Consider the following 15969-nt stretch of genomic DNA (forward strand, 5'->3'; position numbering starts at 1 on the left):
CGGTCGCACAAGCAGAAGATTGGGTTCTCCTGGTTTATGGAGGGAGTTTCCGTGCCCCACGGCCGTGTTCCACGTAGTGATCTGACCTTGACGCTTGTCGATAGGTAGGCGCATCGTCGAAATATGTCAGGTGTGTATCGGACCTCATTGTTTCGGCGTGGCTGGCCGGGTCTGCTGGCCGCCGCTCTCCTCGTGACCGCAGCCCTGGCCGTCGGCCTGGGTACCACCCCCGACGCGGTCGCCGGCACCACACCCGCGGCGCCGCTCGGGCTGGCCCCCGTACCCGTGATAGCGGGACCGGCGGCGACCACCGATCCCGTTCCGCCGCCGCCGTCACCAACGCCGACGCCGACGCCGACGCTCAGCATGCCGAACATCTCACCGTTCCCACCGAGCCCACCGACCGACCTCGCCGCCACGGCCACCACCACCTCGGTCACCCTGACCTGGACCGCCTCGAAGATGGGCTGCTGTGCCATCGAGGGCTACACCGTCAACTACTGGGAGGCGTTCAACGACGTGGGGAACACCCCCGTCGTCGTCGGGAACGTGACCACCGCCAAAATCACCCTCGGTATCGGACCGGGTCGCGAGTACCGCTTCTGGGTGACCGCCCGGGACTCGGTCGGTCATGTCTCCGCGTCGTCGGAGTCGGTCACCGTCGTCACCCCGGTGACGGACACCGGGCCGGACACCGTCCCACCGTCCGCCCCGACGAACCTGACCGCCAGCAACGTCACCGCCACCACCGCCACCCTGACCTGGTCGCCGGGCACCGACAACACGGCGGTCACCGGCTACAACGTCTACCGGTTCGACGGCGTCTTCGTCTCGACGTTGCTGGCCACCGTGCCCACGACCAGCTACACCGTCCCGCTGCTCAACGGGGTCAGGAACCAGTTCTACGTGCGGGCCCGGGACGCGGTGGGCAACGTGTCGATCGCGTCCAACTCGGTCAGGGTGAACCCGTCGACTCCCCCGACCACCGCGCCGCCGCCCGAGCAGGTCTGCCGGGTGACCTACCGCAACCAGTCCGAATGGCCCGGCGGCTTTCTCGCCGACGTCACCCTGCGCAACATCGGACCCACCCCCTACAACGGCTGGACGCTGACCTTCAACCTCAACGGCGGCCAACAGGTCACCGGCTCCTGGAGCGCCACCGTCACCCAGTCCGGCACCACCGTCACCGCCCGAAACCTCACCTGGAACGCCACCGTCCCACCGGGCGCCAGCACCACGTTCGGCATCTACGGCCGCTGGACCACCAGCAACCCGCCACCCACCCTCTTCCTGCTCAACGGCTCACCCTGCGGCCTCGGCTGATCCCAGGCCGACCGACCCGACCAGGTCAGCCCGGGCCGTCCGGCCTGGTCACCCCGCCGCCCGGGGTGACCAGGCCCGTCTCGTACGCGACCACGACCGCCTGGACCCGGTCACGGAGGCCGAGCTTGGCGAGGATGCGGGCGACATGGGTCTTGACGGTCGCCCCGGACAGGTGCAGTTGTCCGGCGAGTTCGCCGTTGCTGAGGCCCTGGGCCAACAGTCGGAGCACCTCCCGCTCCCGCGGGGTCAGCACGGCCAATTGACGATGGACCAGCCCGGGCGCCGGATCCGGTCGGGCGTACCGCTCGACCAGGCGGCGGGTGATGGACGGCGCGAGCAGCGCGTCACCGGAGCGGACCAGCCGTACCGCGGCCGCCAGGTGCTCGGGGGTGACGTCCTTGAGCAGGAAGCCGCTGGCCCCGGCGGACAGCGCCGCGTAGACGTACCGGTCCAGGTCGAAGGTGGTCAGCATGATCACCCGTGGTTCGCCCGGCGCGCCGGTCAGGATCCGGCGGGTCGCCTCCAGTCCGTCGAGTTCGGGCATCCGGACGTCCATCAGCACCACGTCCGGCCGGGTGCGTCGGACCGCGTCGACGGCCTGGACGCCGTCGGCCGCCTCGGCCACCACGTCGATGCCCTCGGCGGTCAGGATCATCCGGAAGCCGGTCCGGACCAGGGCCTGGTCGTCGGCGACCAGCACCCGCAACGCACCGTCTCGGACCTCTGTCACGGTCATGCTATTGAACGCGTTCCCAGCCGCGCCGGGCCGGCCGGTTGCCCAGCCCCGCGTCGCGGCTGCGGTAGACGATGTACGGCCGGGTGAGGTAGCCCAGTGGCGCGGAGAAGACGTGCACGAGCCGGCTGAACGGCCAGAACGCGAAGAGCAGCCAGGCGGAGAGCGCGTGCAGCCGGAACCCGACCGGTGCCGCGAGGATGAGGTCGGTCCGCGGGTGCAGGTAGAAGACGGACCGGAACCACGGCGACACGGTCTGCCGGTAGTCGTGCGGGTGACCGGTGGCGTTGCCCAGGACCGTGGTGCCGAGTCCGAGCAGGATCGTGCCGATCAGCAACACGTACATGATCTTGTCATTGCCGGTGGTGGCCGAGAAGACCGGGCCGACGGTGCGCCTGCGGTAGATGAGGATCGCGGCGCCCGCCAACGTGCAGAAGCCGGCGAGGGTACCGAGGCCGAACGCGACGGCGTGGTACGCGGTCTCGCTGACCCCGAGGGCCTCGGTCCACGCCTCGGGCACGAGCAGCCCACCGACGTGACCGAGCGCCACCAGCAGAACGCCGAAGTGGAACAGGGGGCTCCCGACCCGCAACAGTCGCCGTTCGTACAGTTGGGAGGAGCGGGTGGTCCAGCCGAACTTGTCGTAGCGGTAGCGCCAGACGTGCCCGCCGACGAAGACCGCCAGCGAGACGTACGGGACGACGACGAACAGCAGGATGTCTGTCACCGTGGGGCTCCTTGCGGCTGCGGCAGGTGGTCCGGCGAGGCGTACGGGGCGAGCCCGACCTGCTCGGCCGGTGGTCCCTCGGCGGCGAGTCGTGCGACGGCCTGCCGTTGATCCCCGACCAGCGGCGGCAGCGTCGCGGACACCGAGTCGAGGACGTCCGCCCAGGGCGAGTCCGCGTCGTGCAGCGCCAGCCGGAGCAGTTCCAGCCCGGCGCGGTGCGCGATGAGCAGGGCGCGCCCCTGGTCGGGCGCCGCGGCGGCGAATTCGAGAACGACCGCGAGGTGGTCGGGCAGCTCGTGGCCGACCAGGTTCAACCCGGCCGACGCGTAGGTCTGTTTCAACCGCAGCAGCGCCATCCCCCGGTTACGGGTGTCCCCGTGCGCGTAGTAGGTGAGGAACAGGCAACAGCGCCTGCGCTGGTCGAACGTGGCGACGTAGTCGGCGGCCAGTTCACCGGGGGGCGTGTCGCGGACGTGGGCGACGAAGCGCCGCAGCGGTGCGCCGACCCTGTCGTCCAGGCCGGCGGCCGCCGCGTCCAGCAGGTCGAGCCGGGCGAAGAACGCCTCGTCGGGGTAGCCGAGCAGCAGGGACTGACACTGCCAGGCCCGGACGAGCCCGGTACGGTCGCCGGTCACGGCTTCGGCTCGACTTCCGCGACCGGATCCGCCTGCGGGTCCACGCCGCCGGGTGGTCGTTCCGAACCGCGGGCGCGGGGTGGGAACAGCCCGGCGGGGCGGCCCCGGCCGTCCCAGTTCAGCAGGTTGACCCGCAGCTCCTTGTCGCCCGGGTCCACCACGTCGTCGCTGGTCTGCCGCTGGACGAGCATGTGGAAGTTCTCCACCGCGACCGGAGTCGTGCCGCCGGACGCCTCGCCGAAGGGTCCGGAACCGCCCATGCCGGGCCCGCCCGCGTAGTCGAGGCTGCATTCGGTGGCGAGTTCCTCCAGTTGGTGCGCCTGCTCGGCGTGCGCCGGCGGGATGACATAGCGCTCGTCGTACTTGGCGAGGGCGAGCAGCCGGTACATGTCGTACAACTGCTCCCCCGTCATGCCGACGGCCGCGGGGATGCTCTCGTCGGTGTCCCGGCCCAGGTTGATGTCGCGCATATAGGACCGCATCGCGGCGAGCTTGCGCAGCACCGCATCGACCGGTGCCGGGTCGCCGGCGGTGAAGAGCTGGGCGAGGTAATCGACCGGGATGCGCAGCGCCTCGATCGCGGCGAACAGGTTGCCCCGGTCCTCCGCGTCGTAGCCGGTGTCCCGGACCACGTCGACCACCGGCGACAGCGGCGGGATGTACCAGACCATCGGCATGGTGCGGTACTCCGGGTGCAGCGGCAGCGCCACCCGGTACGTGTTGATCAGGGCGTACACCGGTGACCGCTGGGCCGCCTCGATCCAGTCCCGCGGGATGCCCGCCCGATCCGCGCCGGCGACCACGGCTGGGTCGTTCGGGTCGAGAAAGACCCGCCGCTGCGCCTCGTACAGGTCGTGCTCGTCGGGGGTGGCCGCGGCGTCGAGCACCGCGTCGGCGTCGTACAGCATGAGCCCGAGGTAGCGCAGCCGGCCCACGCAGGTCTCCGAACAGACGGTCGGCAGGCCGACCTCGATCCGCGGGAAGCAGAAGGTGCACTTCTCGGCCTTGCCGGTGCGGTGGTTGAAGTAGACCTTCTTGTACGGGCAGCCCGACACGCACATCCGCCAGCCGCGGCAGCGGTCCTGGTCGACCAGCACGATCCCGTCCTCGGTCCGCTTGTAGATGGCGCCGGACGGGCAGGAGGCGGCGCAGGACGGGTTGAGGCAGTGCTCGCAGATGCGCGGCAGGTAGAACATGAAGGTCTGCTCGAACTCCAGCTTGACCTTGTCCGCGATCGACTTCAGCAGCACGTCCTTGTCGCCGTGCTCGGCCGAGCCGCCGAGGTTGTCGTCCCAGTTCGCCGACCAGGTGATCTTCATGTCCTCGCCGCTCAGCAGCGACTTGGGCCGAGCCACCGGGGTGTGCTCCTGCAACGGCGCGTTGGTGAGCGTCTCGTAGTCGTACGTCCACGGCTCGTAGTAGTCGCCGATGGCGGGCAGCTTGGGATTGGAGAAGATGCCGAACAGCTTCCGGAGCCGACCGCCGCCGCGCAGGGCCAGCCGGCCGCGCCGGTTCAACGTCCAGCCGCCGCGCCAGGTCTCCTGGTCCTCGTAGCGGCGCGGGTAGCCCTGCCCGGGCCGGGTCTCGACGTTGTTGAACCACACGTACTCGACGCCTGAGCGGTTGGTCCACGCCTGCTTGCAGGTGACCGAGCAGGTGTGGCAGCCGATGCACTTGTCGAGGTTCATCACCATCGCCATCTGCGCCATGACCCGCATCAGTACGTCACCTCCTGCGCCCGCCGCCGGATGACCGTGACCTCGTCGCGCTGGTTGCCGGTCGGGCCGAGATAGTTGAAGGCGAACGACAGCTGGGCGTAGCCGCCGATCAGATGGCTCGGCTTGATCAGGAGTCGGGTGAGCGAGTTGTGGATGCCGCCGCGCCGGCCGGTGGTCTCGGTACGCGGCACGTCGATGAGGCGGTCCTGGGCGTGGTGCATGTAGACGGTGCCCTCCGGCATCCGGTGCGAGACGACCGCGCGGGCCACCACGACGCCGTTGCGGTTGACCGCCTCGATCCAGTCGTTGTCACGTACCCCGATCTTCGCGGCGTCCCGGGTGGACATCCAGATGGTCTGGCCGCCGCGGGACAGCGACAGCATGAACAGGTTGTCCTGGTACTCGGAGTGGATGGACCACTTGTTGTGCGGCGTCAGGTAGCGCACGGCGATGCCGAGCTCTCCCCTGTCCCCCACGGCCGGCTCGCCGAACAGGGCGTGCATGTTCAGCGGCGGACGGTAGGTGGGCAGCCACTCGCCGAGTTCGGCGATCCAGTCGTGGTCGAGGAAGAAGCTCTGCCGGCCGGTCAGCGTGTGCCAGGGCTTGAGCCGTTCCACGTTGATCACGAACGGGGAGTAGCGGCGCCCGCCGGACTCCGACCCGGACCACTCCGGCGAGGTGATCACGGGGGTGGGTCGGGACTGGGTGTCGGCGAAGGTGATCCGCTTGCCCTCGTGCTCGGCCGACAGGTCGGCCAGCCGCACCCCGGTCCGCTTCTCCAGTTCGCGGAAGCCCTGGGTGGCCAGGTGGCCGTTGGTGGTGCCGGAGAGCGCGAGGATCGCCTCGCAGGCCTGCACGTCCCGGGCGATCGAGGGTCGACCGTTGGCGGCCACCCCGTTCTTGTGCCGGAGGTATTCCAGCTCCTCGCCGACCTGGAAGGTGACGCCCTTGGTGGTGGCGCCGAGGGTGTCCAGCAACGGACCCAGCGACGCCATCTTCTCGGCCACCGCCGGGTAGTCCCGTTCGACCGGGACCAGCCTCGGCATGGTCCGGCCGGGGACCGGTTCGCACTCGCCGCGTTTCCAGTCGGCCACCCGACCGTACGGGTTGGCCAGCTCGTCCGGGGTGTCGTGCAGCAGCGGGGCGGCCACCACGTCGGTCCGGGTGCCCAGGTGGTCCTTCGCCAGGGCGCTGAACGCCTTCGCGATCGTCATGAAGGCGTCCCAGTCCGTTCGGGTCTGCCAGGGCGGCGCGATCGCCGGGTTGAAGGAGTGCACGAACGGGTGCATGTCGGTGGTGTTCAGGTCGTGCTTCTCGTACCAGGTCGCGGCGGGCAGCACGATGTCCGAGTAGACGGTGGTCGAGGTCATCCGGAAGTCGAGCGTGAGCAGCAGGTCGAGCTTCCCGGTGGGCGCCTGCTCGTGCCACACCAGGTCGGTGGGGCGGGCGTCGGGCGGCGCCTCCGTCGCGCGTACGGCGTGGTCGGTGCCGAGCAGGTGGCGCAGGAAGTACTCGTTGCCCTTGGCCGAGGAGCCCAGCAGGTTGGCCCGCCAGACGGTGAGCACCCGGGGGAAGTTCTCCGGCGCGTCCGGATCCTCGCAGGCGAACCGCAGGTCGCCCGCGGTGAGCCGGTCGACGACGTGCTCGTCGACCGGCCTGCCGGCCGCCCGCGCCTCGTCGGCCAGCGTCAACGGGTTGCGGTTGAAGTGCGGCACCGAGGGCATCCAGCCCATCCGGGCCGAGGACGCGATGAGGTCCGCCGTCGACCGACCGCCGAACGCGCCACCGCCGTCGGTGGCCGAGAGCGTGGCGGCGGAGAACGGGTCGTACCGGTACTGGTCGGTGTGCAGGTACCAGTACGCGGTCTGGATCATCTGCCGGCCCGGCCGGGACCAGTCGGCCGCCGTGCCGAGCACGCTGTAGCCGGTGATCGGCCGCACCTTCTCCTGGCCGACGTAGTGCGCCCAGCCGCCGCCGTTGACCCCCTGGCAGCCGGTGAGCGTGGTCAGGGTCAGGAACGCGCGGTAGATGGTGTCGGAGTGGAACCAGTGGTTGGTGCCGGCTCCCATGATGATCATCGAGCGGCCGCGGGACTCCTCGGCATTCGCCGCGAACTCGCGGGCGATCCGGGCGGCGGCCGGCCCCGGTACGCCGGTGATCGTCTCCTGCCAGGCCGGCGTGTACGGCTGGTCGGCGTCGTCGTACCCGGTGGGCCAGTCGCCGGGCAGGCCGGGGCGGGCCACGCCGTACTGGGCGAGCAGCAGGTCGTACACGGTGGTCACCAGGTGGTCGCCGATCCGGCGTACCGGGACGCCACGCCGCATCGGGCGGGCCGCGCCCGACCCGGTGTCGAAGCGGGGCAGGACGACCGGCACCGGGTCCGCGCCGCCGCCCTCGACCGACAGCAGCGGGCGGACCTCACCGAGGTCGAGGTTCCACCGGCCGGCGCCCGCGTCACCGTAGCGGAAGCCGAGCGAGCCGTTGGGCACGACCGGCGTGCCGTCCCGGTCGAGCAGCACGGTCTTGAAGTCGGCGTGCTCGCCGTCGGCGAGCGCGCCGGGCAGTTGGGCCGCGGTGAGCATCTTGCCCGGCCGGTACGTGCCGTCCCCGGCGTCGGTCAGCGTCACCAGGAACGGCAGGTCCGTGTAGGTCGCGACGTAGTCGGCGAAGTACGGCGTCCGCCGGTCGACGAAGAACTCCTTCAGCAGGACGTGCCCCATCGCCATGGCCAGCGCGCCGTCGGTGCCCGGCGCGGGTGCCAGCCACTCGTCGGCGAACTTGACGTTGTCGGCGTAGTCGGGCGCCACCGCGATCACCTTCTGCCCGCGGTAACGCGCCTCCGCCATCCAGTGCGCGTCCGGGGTACGGGTCACCGGCAGGTTCGAGCCCCACATGATCAGGTAACCGGCGTCCCACCAGTCGCCCGACTCCGGTACGTCGGTCTGGTCGCCGAACACCTGCGGCGAGGCCACCGGCAGGTCGGCGTACCAGTCGTAGAAGGACAGCATCGCCCCGCCGAGCAGGTTGTAGAACCTGGCCCCGGCCGCGTGCGACACCATCGACATGGCCGGGATCGGCGAGAACCCGGCGAGCCGGTCCGGACCGTACGCCTTGATGGTGTGCACGTGCGCCGCGGCGATCATCTCGACCGCCTCGTCCCAGCTCGCCCGCACCAGGCCGCCCCGGCCGCGGGCCGACTTGTAGCGCCGCGCCCGTTCCGGGTCGCCGGTGACGTCGGCCCACGCGGCCACCGGGTCACCGAGGCGTTGCCGCGCCTCCCGGTACATCTCCAGCAGCACCCCCCGCACGTACGGGTAGCGCACCCGGGTCGGCGAGTAGGTGTACCAGGAGAACGCGGCCCCGCGCGGGCAGCCGCGCGGCTCGTACTCCGGCCGGTCCGGCCCGACGCTGGGATAGTCGGTCTGCTGCGCCTCCCAGGTGATGATCCCGTCCTTGACGTACACCTTCCAGGAGCAGGATCCGGTGCAGTTCACCCCATGGGTGGAGCGCACCACCTTGTCGTGCGACCACCGGTCCCGGTAGAACGTGTCCGCCTGCCGGCCGCCGATCTGGTACAGCGTCCGTCGGTCCGGGGACACCTCGCCCCGGGTGAAGAACCGGCGGGTGCCCACCAGCGCCTCGGTCAACGGGTCGTCCAGGGCCGCGTGGGCGGTGGGGTCGGCCGGCTGCCGGCGGGACCGCTTGGTCATCGAGACGTCCTTCCGGTGCGCCGCGAAGGCGCCTTCATCGACATCGTTGACGATCGTCACATTAACGTCGGATCGGTCGGCTGTGCAGTCACTCGCGGGCCGCCGGAGGTTGGTCGGCCCGGTTGCGGGTGCGGGCCCGGACCGCGTCCACGGCGTCCCAGTCGGCGCCGCTCAGCGACGTCAACGCCGCCGGGAAGACGCCGTCCTGTTCCTTGAGGATGTGCTCCCGCAGCAGGTCCAGCACGGCGACCAGCTCGTCCGGCCAGCGCGGGTCGGTGGGCGTCGCGGCGGCGGCCGCACCGAGGACCGTCTCGACCCGACGGTGCTCGTCCCGCAGCGTGGCCACGTGTGCCGGGAACTCGTCGGCCAACAGGGGAAACAGGCCCTCTTCCTCAACCTCGGTGTGCGGGGCGAGGATCTCGGCCATCCGCCGCGCCAGCCCGGCCATCCGGACGAAGTCCCGCGCGGCGTGGGCGGCCCGGACGTCGGCCATCATGCCGACCACCCGGTCGTGTTCCCGGGTCAGTTCGGCGATGGCGGTCACGGCCTGGCAGCCGCAGTACTCACACACGGGCGGCCTCCGCGTCCGGCGCCGTGGCGGTGGCCCGGTTCGCGGTACGGGCGACCGGGCCGACGTCGAGCAGCAACGCGGCGAGCGCGACGGCGGCCAGCAGCACCAGACCCACCGTGTACGAGCCGAACCGGCCGTAGACGGCGCCCATCACCAGCGGCGGCAGGAATCCGCCCAGCCCGCCGGCGGCACCCACCACACCGGTGACCGAGCCGACCTGGTTCGCCGGTGCCAGCTGGGCGACCAGGGCGAACGTCGCCCCGCTTCCGGCGCCCAGCGCGGCCGCCATGGCCAGGAAGGCGACCGTGCCGAGCGGCGCCAGCGACGGCGTGAACGACTGCGTGAGCGCACCGCCGACGACGACGGCCAGCGCGCCGGACAGCACCCGGGTGGCGGGTATCCGGTCGGACAGCCAACCGCCGACCGGACGCATCAGCACCGCGAGCAGCACGAACCCGGCCATCCGGTTCGCCGCGTCGGCCTGGGTCAGCCCGTACGCGGTCTTCAGGTAGGCCGGAAGATAGACCGAGAACGCGACATAACCGCCGAACGCCACCGCGTACAACGCCGACGCCTGCCAGGTGACCCGCAGTCGGACTGTCGCGGCCAGGCGGGCGGCGAGCGGTGCGACCGGCACCGGCCGGTCCGGGGCGTCCCGCAACAGCAGCGCGGCCACCCCCGCGTAACCGGCCAGCACCACCGCCGTGAGGACGAACGGCGCCGCCGTGCCGTACGCGTCCACCAGTTTCACCGTGGTCAACGCGCTGACCGCCGTGCCGCCCATGCCGACGCCGAACACGCCGACGGCCATCCCGCGACGGCCCACCGGGAACCAGGCGTTGACCAGCGGCACCCCCACCGCGAAGGCGGTCCCGCCGATGCCGAGGAAGAACCCACCGACCAGCAGCCCGACCAGCGAACCGTGCCCGAGCAGCCCGAGATACAGCACCGGGACGATGGTGGCCAGGGAGACCAGCGGGAACATCACCCGGCCACCGAACCGGTCGGTCAGCGCGCCCACCGGGATCCGGCCGAGCGCGCCGACCACCACCGGCACCGCGACGATCAGCGCCTGCTGGAACGCGCTGAGGTGCAGAGCCGCCTGGAACCGCACCGCCAGCGGGCTGAGCAACGCCCAGGCCCAGAAGTTGACCGCGAAGCCGATCGTGGCCACGGCGAGAACCGTCGTCGGTGTCGCCGTCGAGCCGGGCGCCGGCCCGGGTCGCGCTGTGTTCATCGGGTGCTCCACTTGTCGGGTCGTCGCCCGCGTCGGCGGGCCCGGCCGGCGCGGTCCGCACCCTTCGCGGGGAGCGCCTCACCGCCAGTCTCGCGTGCCGGACCGGGCATCCACCCGGGACTTTGGACCCGAGTTCGCAGGACCTGCTGCTCGGCTTCCGGCCAGGACCGTCCACCCGGGACACCCGCCCAGCCGCGCCATCCCTCCATTCGGGACATTCCTTTATCCGGGACATCCCTCCATCCAGGACATCGGCGCCGGGGGCACCGGTCCTCGACAACCCGCCGCGCTGCGGTCACGACGTCGCGAGCGGGACCCGGGCGACGACCCGCCAACCCCCGCCCGGGCGCGGCCCGGCGTGCAGCTGGCCCTGGTAGACGGCGATCCGCTCACGCAACCCGGCCAGCCCGCGTCCGCTCCCGGCGGTACGGGCGGCGGCGCCCGCCGGGTCGGCCCTGGGAACGGCCGACCGGCTCACGGCGGACCGGGGAACCGCCGACCGATCCACGGCGGACCCGAGCGGTGACCCGACGACCGGCCCGGCCGGCGTACCGCCGGTGTCGGTGACCTCGATCCGGAGGTGGTCGGCGGCGTACTCGACGGTCACCGTCGCGGACGCACCGGGCGCGTGCCGGACCGTGTTGGTCAGCGCCTCCTGCACCACCCGGTAACCGGCCAGTCCCACCCCGGCCGACACCGGCCGGGACCGCCCGGTCACCGTCAACTCGACCGGCAGGCCGGTGTCGCGCACCCCGGCGACCAGCGCCGCCAGCCGATCCAGACCGGGCTGCGGGACCAGATCCCCGGGCTCGCCGGTGTCCATCTCGTCGGTGTTCATGGTGAGCAGCCCCATCACGTGCCGCAGCTCGGACAGCGCCGTACGACCGCCGGCCTCGACCGCGAGCAGTGCCTCCCGGGCCTGGTCCGGGCCGGTGTCCAGCACCTTGCGGGCCGCGCCCGCCTGGATGACCATCATGCTCACGTTGTGCGTCACCACGTCGTGCAGCTCCCGGGCGATGCGCGCCCGTTCCTGTCCGGCGGCCCGGCGCAGCGCCTCGGTCTGTTCCCGTTCCAGGGCGGCCAACCGGGCGCGCTCCTCGTCGGCCCGGCGCCGCCAGGCCCGGCGTCCGTTGGCCACCACCACGATCGGCGCCAGGATCAGCAGCGGGGCGTACTGGTCCGGGACGGTGGGCAGGCTGGTGTCCGAGGTCAGCCCGACCGCCAGCGCCGCCGCCGACAGGCTGGCCATCGCGGGCACCCGGTACGGGCTGTAGGCGGCCGCGCTGTAGGCCGCGACGACGCAGGCGTAGAAGGTCAGCCGCGGGTGCTGCGCGACCGCCGTCGCGCCGATCACCACCCACAGCGCCGCCAGCGGGTACCGGCGACGGAACGCCAGGGCCGCCGCGGCCACCGCCGCCACCAGCGCGGGACCGAGCCAGTCGCCGGGCCCCGCCCGGTCCACCGGGTCGACGCCGGGATCGGCCGGGTCCGGCGGGACCGGGGGCAGCGGCGGGACCAGGCGGGCCATCTCGTCCACCGGGTGCGCGTACGCGCCGTGGACGGCCCACTGCACCAGCACGACGCCCAGCGTCAACGCCAGCGCCGCGTCGAAGGCCAGGTTGCGGCGGGTGGGCCGGGGCGGCGGCCCGGTCGGCCGGATCACCAACCGGAACCCGCCCCGCAACCGGTCCCGCACCGCACCGCTCAGCATCGGCCCATTCTCACCGCCGGGTCGCCGGTGGCCGCCGCCCGGTCGTACACCGCTCGCCTACCTCCCGGGGATGACGTGGCCGGTCCTCATCCCGATTCGGTACCGGAGATGCCTCCGCCGGCCGACGCGGCCGGAGCCCCGGCATCCCTACCGTCGTTGCCGTCGACAACCGACGATCACCGGCGGGCAGCCCCGCCGCAGCAGAAGGGACAACCGCATGCGTCATCCACTCGGGCCGCGGCGGCGGAGGCCGCGTGGCGCGCCGGTCGCCGTCGGCGTGCTGGTCACCGCGGTCGCGGTCGGCCTCGGTTCTCCGTCGGCCACCGCGTCCACGACCACCCGCACGGCCGTCGACCGGTCCGGCACCTCGACCGGTACGCCGTTCCTGCCACCGCCGACCGGCCGCGAACCGGTCGGCAGCACCTCGCTGCACCTGGTGGACACGGCACGCCAGGATCCCTGGGTCCCGGAACGGCACCGGGAGCTGATGGTGTCGCTGTGGTATCCGGCCCAGCGGCCGACCGGCCCACGGGCGCGGTACATGACTCCGGCCGAGTCCGAGGCGCTGCTGACCGACGGCGGGATCACCGGCGTACCGCTGGACATCCTGAGCCGGACCCGGACCAACTCGTACGTCGACGCCGTGCCGGCCGGCCGGCGTGGCGGCCTGCCGCTGGTGGTGCTCTCCCCCGGCTTCAGCAAGCCGCGCAGCGAACTCACCGCCCTCGCCGAGGAGCTGGCGAGCCACGGCTACGTCGTGGCCGGGGTCGAGCACACGTACGAGAGCGTCGCCACCACCTTCCCGGACGGCCGGGTCACCGGCTGCCTCGCCTGCGACGTGGACCGGGGACCAGACGGCTGGCGCGCAATCACCGAGGGCCGGGCGGCCGACGTCTCGTTCGTCCTCGACGAGTTGACCGGGCCGCGTCCGGCGTGGACCGGGTCGGCGTTGATCGACCGGTCCCGGATCGCGATGGCCGGCCAGTCGCTGGGCGGGGCGAGTTCCATCACCACCCTGTTGTCGGACCCCCGGGTCCGCGCCGGCATCGACATGGACGGCACCACGTACGCGTCGATCCCGGCCGGTGGCCTGTCCCGGCCGTTCCTGTTCCTCGGTCGGGCCGGGCAGTACACCCCGGACCCGGCCAACCCGGCCGCCGCGAGCTGGCAGCGCGACTGGGAACTGCTGACCGGCTGGAAGCGCTGGCTCGTCGTGTCCGGCGCCGTGCACCTGTCCTTCACCGACCTCGCGGTGCTGGCCGACCAGGTGGGTGTGGACGTCGGCGCCGCCCTGCCCGGCGTGCGCGGGCTGGAGATCGTCCGGGGGTACGTCCGGGCCTTCTTCGACAGGCATCTGCGGCACCGCCCGCAGCCGCTGCTGGACGGACCGTCGCCGCGCTACCCCGAGGTGGCCTTCTGCTCGGCGGAGGGTTGCGGGTAGAGCCATGTTCACCGCTTTGCGAGCGCCGACACCCGTACGCGGACCATCATCTCTCCGGCGCGATCACCGTTCCACAGGATTCTGATCCCCGTGAGGTCGACCCACTCGGGATCGTCCAACCGCGCGGAGGTCTGGGTAACGCGCAACGTCAGGTCCCCTGAGCCGTAGAGGTAGTCCGCTTCCCGCAGGTGGACCATCTCCCGCGTCCGGACCGGTGCGACAGTCACGAGTCGGTGCCAGTGTGACGGTGCTGCTCTTCCAGAGTCGTCGTGGTGACGCCGCAACACGGGCACCACCTCGCCTTGACCCGGAAGGCGAACAAAGCGGCCAGGAATCCCAGCACCACTAATCGGGTTTCGGTGTGCCGCCCTCCGCCATCTTGCTCGCCGGGCATGCGAACGCAAGTCTTGCGTTTCAATATTTCGTCGGACCCCCATCGTCATGGTCGAACACCGGCGGGCAGACTCGTTCCAAGAGCGAATCGAGGGGCCACGGACTTGTCAGCACGCCGCCAACCACCGACCGTCCGGCTCCGCCGGTTGGCCAACGAACTGCGCAAGCTCCGTCAGGCAGCGAAGTTGACGCGCGAGGACGCCGCCGAGCAGACCAACATCAACAGCGCGACGCTCTACCGCATCGAGACCGCAAAAGCCCGGCCGCAGAAGCGCACATTGCTGGCATTGCTCGATCACTACGGCGTGACCGACGAGGCACGGCGCGCCTCGCTGCTCGACCTCGCCAAGCAATCGACGCAGCTCGGATGGCTCCAGGCGTACGAGTCCGAACTGCCGGAGGAGTACACGACCTACATCAGCTTCGAGTCGGAGGCTCGCAGCGTCCGCAACTACGAATCGTCGTTCGTTCCAGGTCTGCTTCAGATCGAGGGCTACACCCGGGCCGTGGTCACGGCCAGCTTGCCGTACGCCACTGCCGCCGAGGTCCAACAGCGCGTCGACACCCGCGCGCGGCGCCAGCAGTCGGTCAGCAGGGAGGAACCGCTCAAGCTCTGGGCGATCGTCGACGAGGCCGCACTGCACCGGCAGGTGGGTGGCGACGAGACGATGGCAGACCAGCTCGCACATCTCGTCGAGGCCACCGAGCAACCGCACATCACCCTCCAGGTGCTGCCGTATGGCGTCGGCGCCCATCCCGGCATGCACGGTGCGTTCGCCATCATGGACTTCCCCGATGCGGCCGATTCCGACCTGGTGTACGTCGAGAACATGGCCGGCGCGCTCTTCCTGGAGAAGGAAGCGGACGTACGTCGGTACGCCGAGATGTTCGATCAGCTCCGTGCGGCGGCGCTGAGCCCGACTGACTCACGAGAGCTGATCGAGAAGATCGCCTCAGGGCGATGACGGAAGAGGAGACACGGCGGTGAATGCGCCTGATCTGGGCCCTGTCGAGTGGCGCAGGAGCACCCGTAGCGGAGCGAACGGCAACTGCGTCGAGGTCGCACAACTCGACGACGTTGTGGCCCTCCGCGACAGCAAGAACGCCGGCGGCCCGGTCTTGTTGATCACGGCTTCGACCTGGCGGGCCTTCCTGCAAGCCTTGGGCGGACGGATTGACGTTGACTAAAGCAGTCAGCGCGAGCGATGCGCGCACGCGCGTCGAGCAGTGGCGGTCCGCCGCCGGCGCGGATCGGGATCAGGCGGTCAGGAACAGCCAGACGTCGGGCGGGATCTCCGGCTTTCCCGGTACCGGCCGGCGCTCCTCCCGGTAGGCCGTCCCGGCGACTTCCCCGACCACCCGGCGCCAGAACCGGGCCGCACCCGGGTTCTCCTCCTGAAACGGGATGGCCCACGGGCCGGGATGCCGGTCGAGCAGTTGCCGCGCGGCGGCGTAGCCGACCCGCTGCCGGCGGGCCGCCCGGACCACGAAGAACTCACCGACCATTCTGGTCCCGTCCGGCAGGGTGCATAGCAGTGCGAACCCGGCCGGGTCGGCACCCACGCGGATCAGGTCTCCGGACCGGCCCGGATCGGTGAAGTAGCGGGGCAGCCCGCCCGGCCCGTACCGGCCGTGCTGGTCCGGCAGGTAGCCGCGGAACTCGGACAGGTCGTGCCGGTAGAGCTGCCACAGCGATTCGAGCACCGGCCGCTGGTCGTCACCGATCGGTTGGAGCGAGACAGGTGCGGGCACCCGGCCATGATGCCAGCC

The 15969-nt window shown here is 71.5% G+C and carries 14 protein-coding genes; 4 read left to right on the forward strand and 10 right to left on the reverse strand.

Annotated elements, in window-relative coordinates; all coding sequences use genetic code 11:
• Positions 1–123 precede the first annotated feature (123 nt).
• A complete protein-coding gene (locus ACFOX0_RS24915; protein ID WP_377550238.1) occupies positions 124–1323 on the forward strand; it encodes a cellulose binding domain-containing protein in 1200 nt (399 codons plus the stop codon).
• A gap of 25 nt (positions 1324–1348) precedes the next feature.
• Here ACFOX0_RS24915 and ACFOX0_RS24920 read toward each other — a convergent pair whose 3' ends face one another.
• The 8 genes from ACFOX0_RS24920 to ACFOX0_RS24955 form a co-directional block, all read right to left on the reverse strand.
• Positions 1349–2059, reverse strand: coding sequence for a response regulator (locus ACFOX0_RS24920; protein ID WP_377550240.1), 711 nt, complete (start codon positions 2057–2059; stop codon positions 1349–1351).
• Position 2060: 1 nt separating this feature from the next.
• Entirely contained in the window at positions 2061–2783 is a 723-nt protein-coding gene (gene narI, locus ACFOX0_RS24925) for a respiratory nitrate reductase subunit gamma (protein WP_377550242.1), read from the reverse strand.
• Positions 2780–3418: a nitrate reductase molybdenum cofactor assembly chaperone gene (gene narJ / locus ACFOX0_RS24930; RefSeq protein WP_377550244.1), complete on the reverse strand. Its 639-nt coding sequence runs from the start codon at positions 3416–3418 to the stop codon at positions 2780–2782. The genes narI and narJ overlap by 4 nt, the downstream gene beginning before the upstream one ends.
• Entirely contained in the window at positions 3415–5136 is a 1722-nt protein-coding gene (gene narH / locus ACFOX0_RS24935; RefSeq protein ID WP_377550246.1) for a nitrate reductase subunit beta, read from the reverse strand. Before narH ends, narJ begins: the two co-directional genes overlap by 4 nt.
• Positions 5136–8846 carry a nitrate reductase subunit alpha gene (locus ACFOX0_RS24940; protein WP_377550248.1) on the reverse strand — a complete coding sequence of 1237 codons (3711 nt, stop codon included), beginning with the start codon at positions 8844–8846 and terminating at the stop codon, positions 5136–5138. The genes narH and ACFOX0_RS24940 overlap by 1 nt, the downstream gene beginning before the upstream one ends.
• Positions 8847–8934: 88 nt before the next feature.
• Positions 8935–9417 (reverse strand): hemerythrin domain-containing protein, encoded by a 483-nt coding sequence (locus ACFOX0_RS24945; protein ID WP_377550250.1) that lies wholly within the window; start codon positions 9415–9417, stop codon positions 8935–8937.
• A complete protein-coding gene (locus ACFOX0_RS24950; protein ID WP_377550252.1) occupies positions 9410–10654 on the reverse strand; it encodes an MFS transporter in 1245 nt (414 codons plus the stop codon). Before ACFOX0_RS24950 ends, ACFOX0_RS24945 begins: the two co-directional genes overlap by 8 nt.
• Positions 10655–10949: 295 nt before the next feature.
• On the reverse strand, positions 10950–12365 hold the full coding sequence (locus tag ACFOX0_RS24955) for a sensor histidine kinase (RefSeq protein WP_377550254.1): 1416 nt from the start codon (positions 12363–12365) through the stop codon (positions 10950–10952).
• A gap of 217 nt (positions 12366–12582) precedes the next feature.
• Between ACFOX0_RS24955 and ACFOX0_RS24960 the strand changes: the two genes are divergently transcribed.
• Positions 12583–13806 (forward strand): alpha/beta hydrolase family protein, encoded by a 1224-nt coding sequence (locus ACFOX0_RS24960; protein WP_377550256.1) that lies wholly within the window; start codon positions 12583–12585, stop codon positions 13804–13806.
• 8 nt (positions 13807–13814) lie between these two features.
• On the opposite strand, the gene ACFOX0_RS24965 is transcribed toward ACFOX0_RS24960, so the two are convergent.
• The gene (locus ACFOX0_RS24965; RefSeq protein WP_377550258.1) at positions 13815–14003 is read right to left on the reverse strand and encodes a hypothetical protein; all 189 of its coding nucleotides are present in this window, start codon (positions 14001–14003) and stop codon (positions 13815–13817) included.
• Positions 14004–14345: 342 nt separating this feature from the next.
• Between ACFOX0_RS24965 and ACFOX0_RS24970 the strand changes: the two genes are divergently transcribed.
• Both ACFOX0_RS24970 and ACFOX0_RS24975 read left to right on the forward strand, forming a co-directional pair.
• A complete protein-coding gene (locus ACFOX0_RS24970; RefSeq protein WP_377550260.1) occupies positions 14346–15164 on the forward strand; it encodes a helix-turn-helix domain-containing protein in 819 nt (272 codons plus the stop codon).
• 19 nt (positions 15165–15183) lie between these two features.
• Positions 15184–15387 (forward strand): DUF397 domain-containing protein, encoded by a 204-nt coding sequence (locus ACFOX0_RS24975; protein WP_377550262.1) that lies wholly within the window; start codon positions 15184–15186, stop codon positions 15385–15387.
• 69 nt (positions 15388–15456) lie between these two features.
• Here the strand turns inward: ACFOX0_RS24975 and ACFOX0_RS24980 are convergent, their stop codons facing one another.
• On the reverse strand, positions 15457–15951 hold the full coding sequence (locus ACFOX0_RS24980) for a GNAT family N-acetyltransferase (protein ID WP_377550264.1): 495 nt from the start codon (positions 15949–15951) through the stop codon (positions 15457–15459).
• Between the last annotated feature and the right edge of the window lie 18 nt (positions 15952–15969).

The organism is Micromonospora zhanjiangensis (assembly GCF_042650605.1).
Lineage (GTDB): Bacteria > Actinomycetota > Actinomycetes > Mycobacteriales > Micromonosporaceae > Micromonospora_J > Micromonospora_J zhanjiangensis.

Excerpts from the sequence above, each read along its gene's own strand:
- ACFOX0_RS24920 (WP_377550240.1), bottom strand. The coding sequence starts at position 2,059 with ATGACCGTGACAGAGGTCCGAGACGGTGCGTTGCGGGTGCTGGTCGCC.
- narH (WP_377550246.1), bottom strand. The coding sequence starts at position 5,136 with ATGCGGGTCATGGCGCAGATGGCGATGGTGATGAACCTCGACAAGTGC.
- ACFOX0_RS24965 (WP_377550258.1), bottom strand. The coding sequence starts at position 14,003 with ATGGTCCACCTGCGGGAAGCGGACTACCTCTACGGCTCAGGGGACCTG.
- ACFOX0_RS24950 (WP_377550252.1), bottom strand. The coding sequence starts at position 10,654 with ATGAACACAGCGCGACCCGGGCCGGCGCCCGGCTCGACGGCGACACCG.
- ACFOX0_RS24955 (WP_377550254.1), bottom strand. The coding sequence starts at position 12,365 with ATGCTGAGCGGTGCGGTGCGGGACCGGTTGCGGGGCGGGTTCCGGTTG.
- ACFOX0_RS24940 (WP_377550248.1), bottom strand. The coding sequence starts at position 8,846 with ATGACCAAGCGGTCCCGCCGGCAGCCGGCCGACCCCACCGCCCACGCG.
- ACFOX0_RS24915 (WP_377550238.1), top strand. The coding sequence starts at position 124 with ATGTCAGGTGTGTATCGGACCTCATTGTTTCGGCGTGGCTGGCCGGGT.
- ACFOX0_RS24960 (WP_377550256.1), top strand. The coding sequence starts at position 12,583 with ATGCGTCATCCACTCGGGCCGCGGCGGCGGAGGCCGCGTGGCGCGCCG.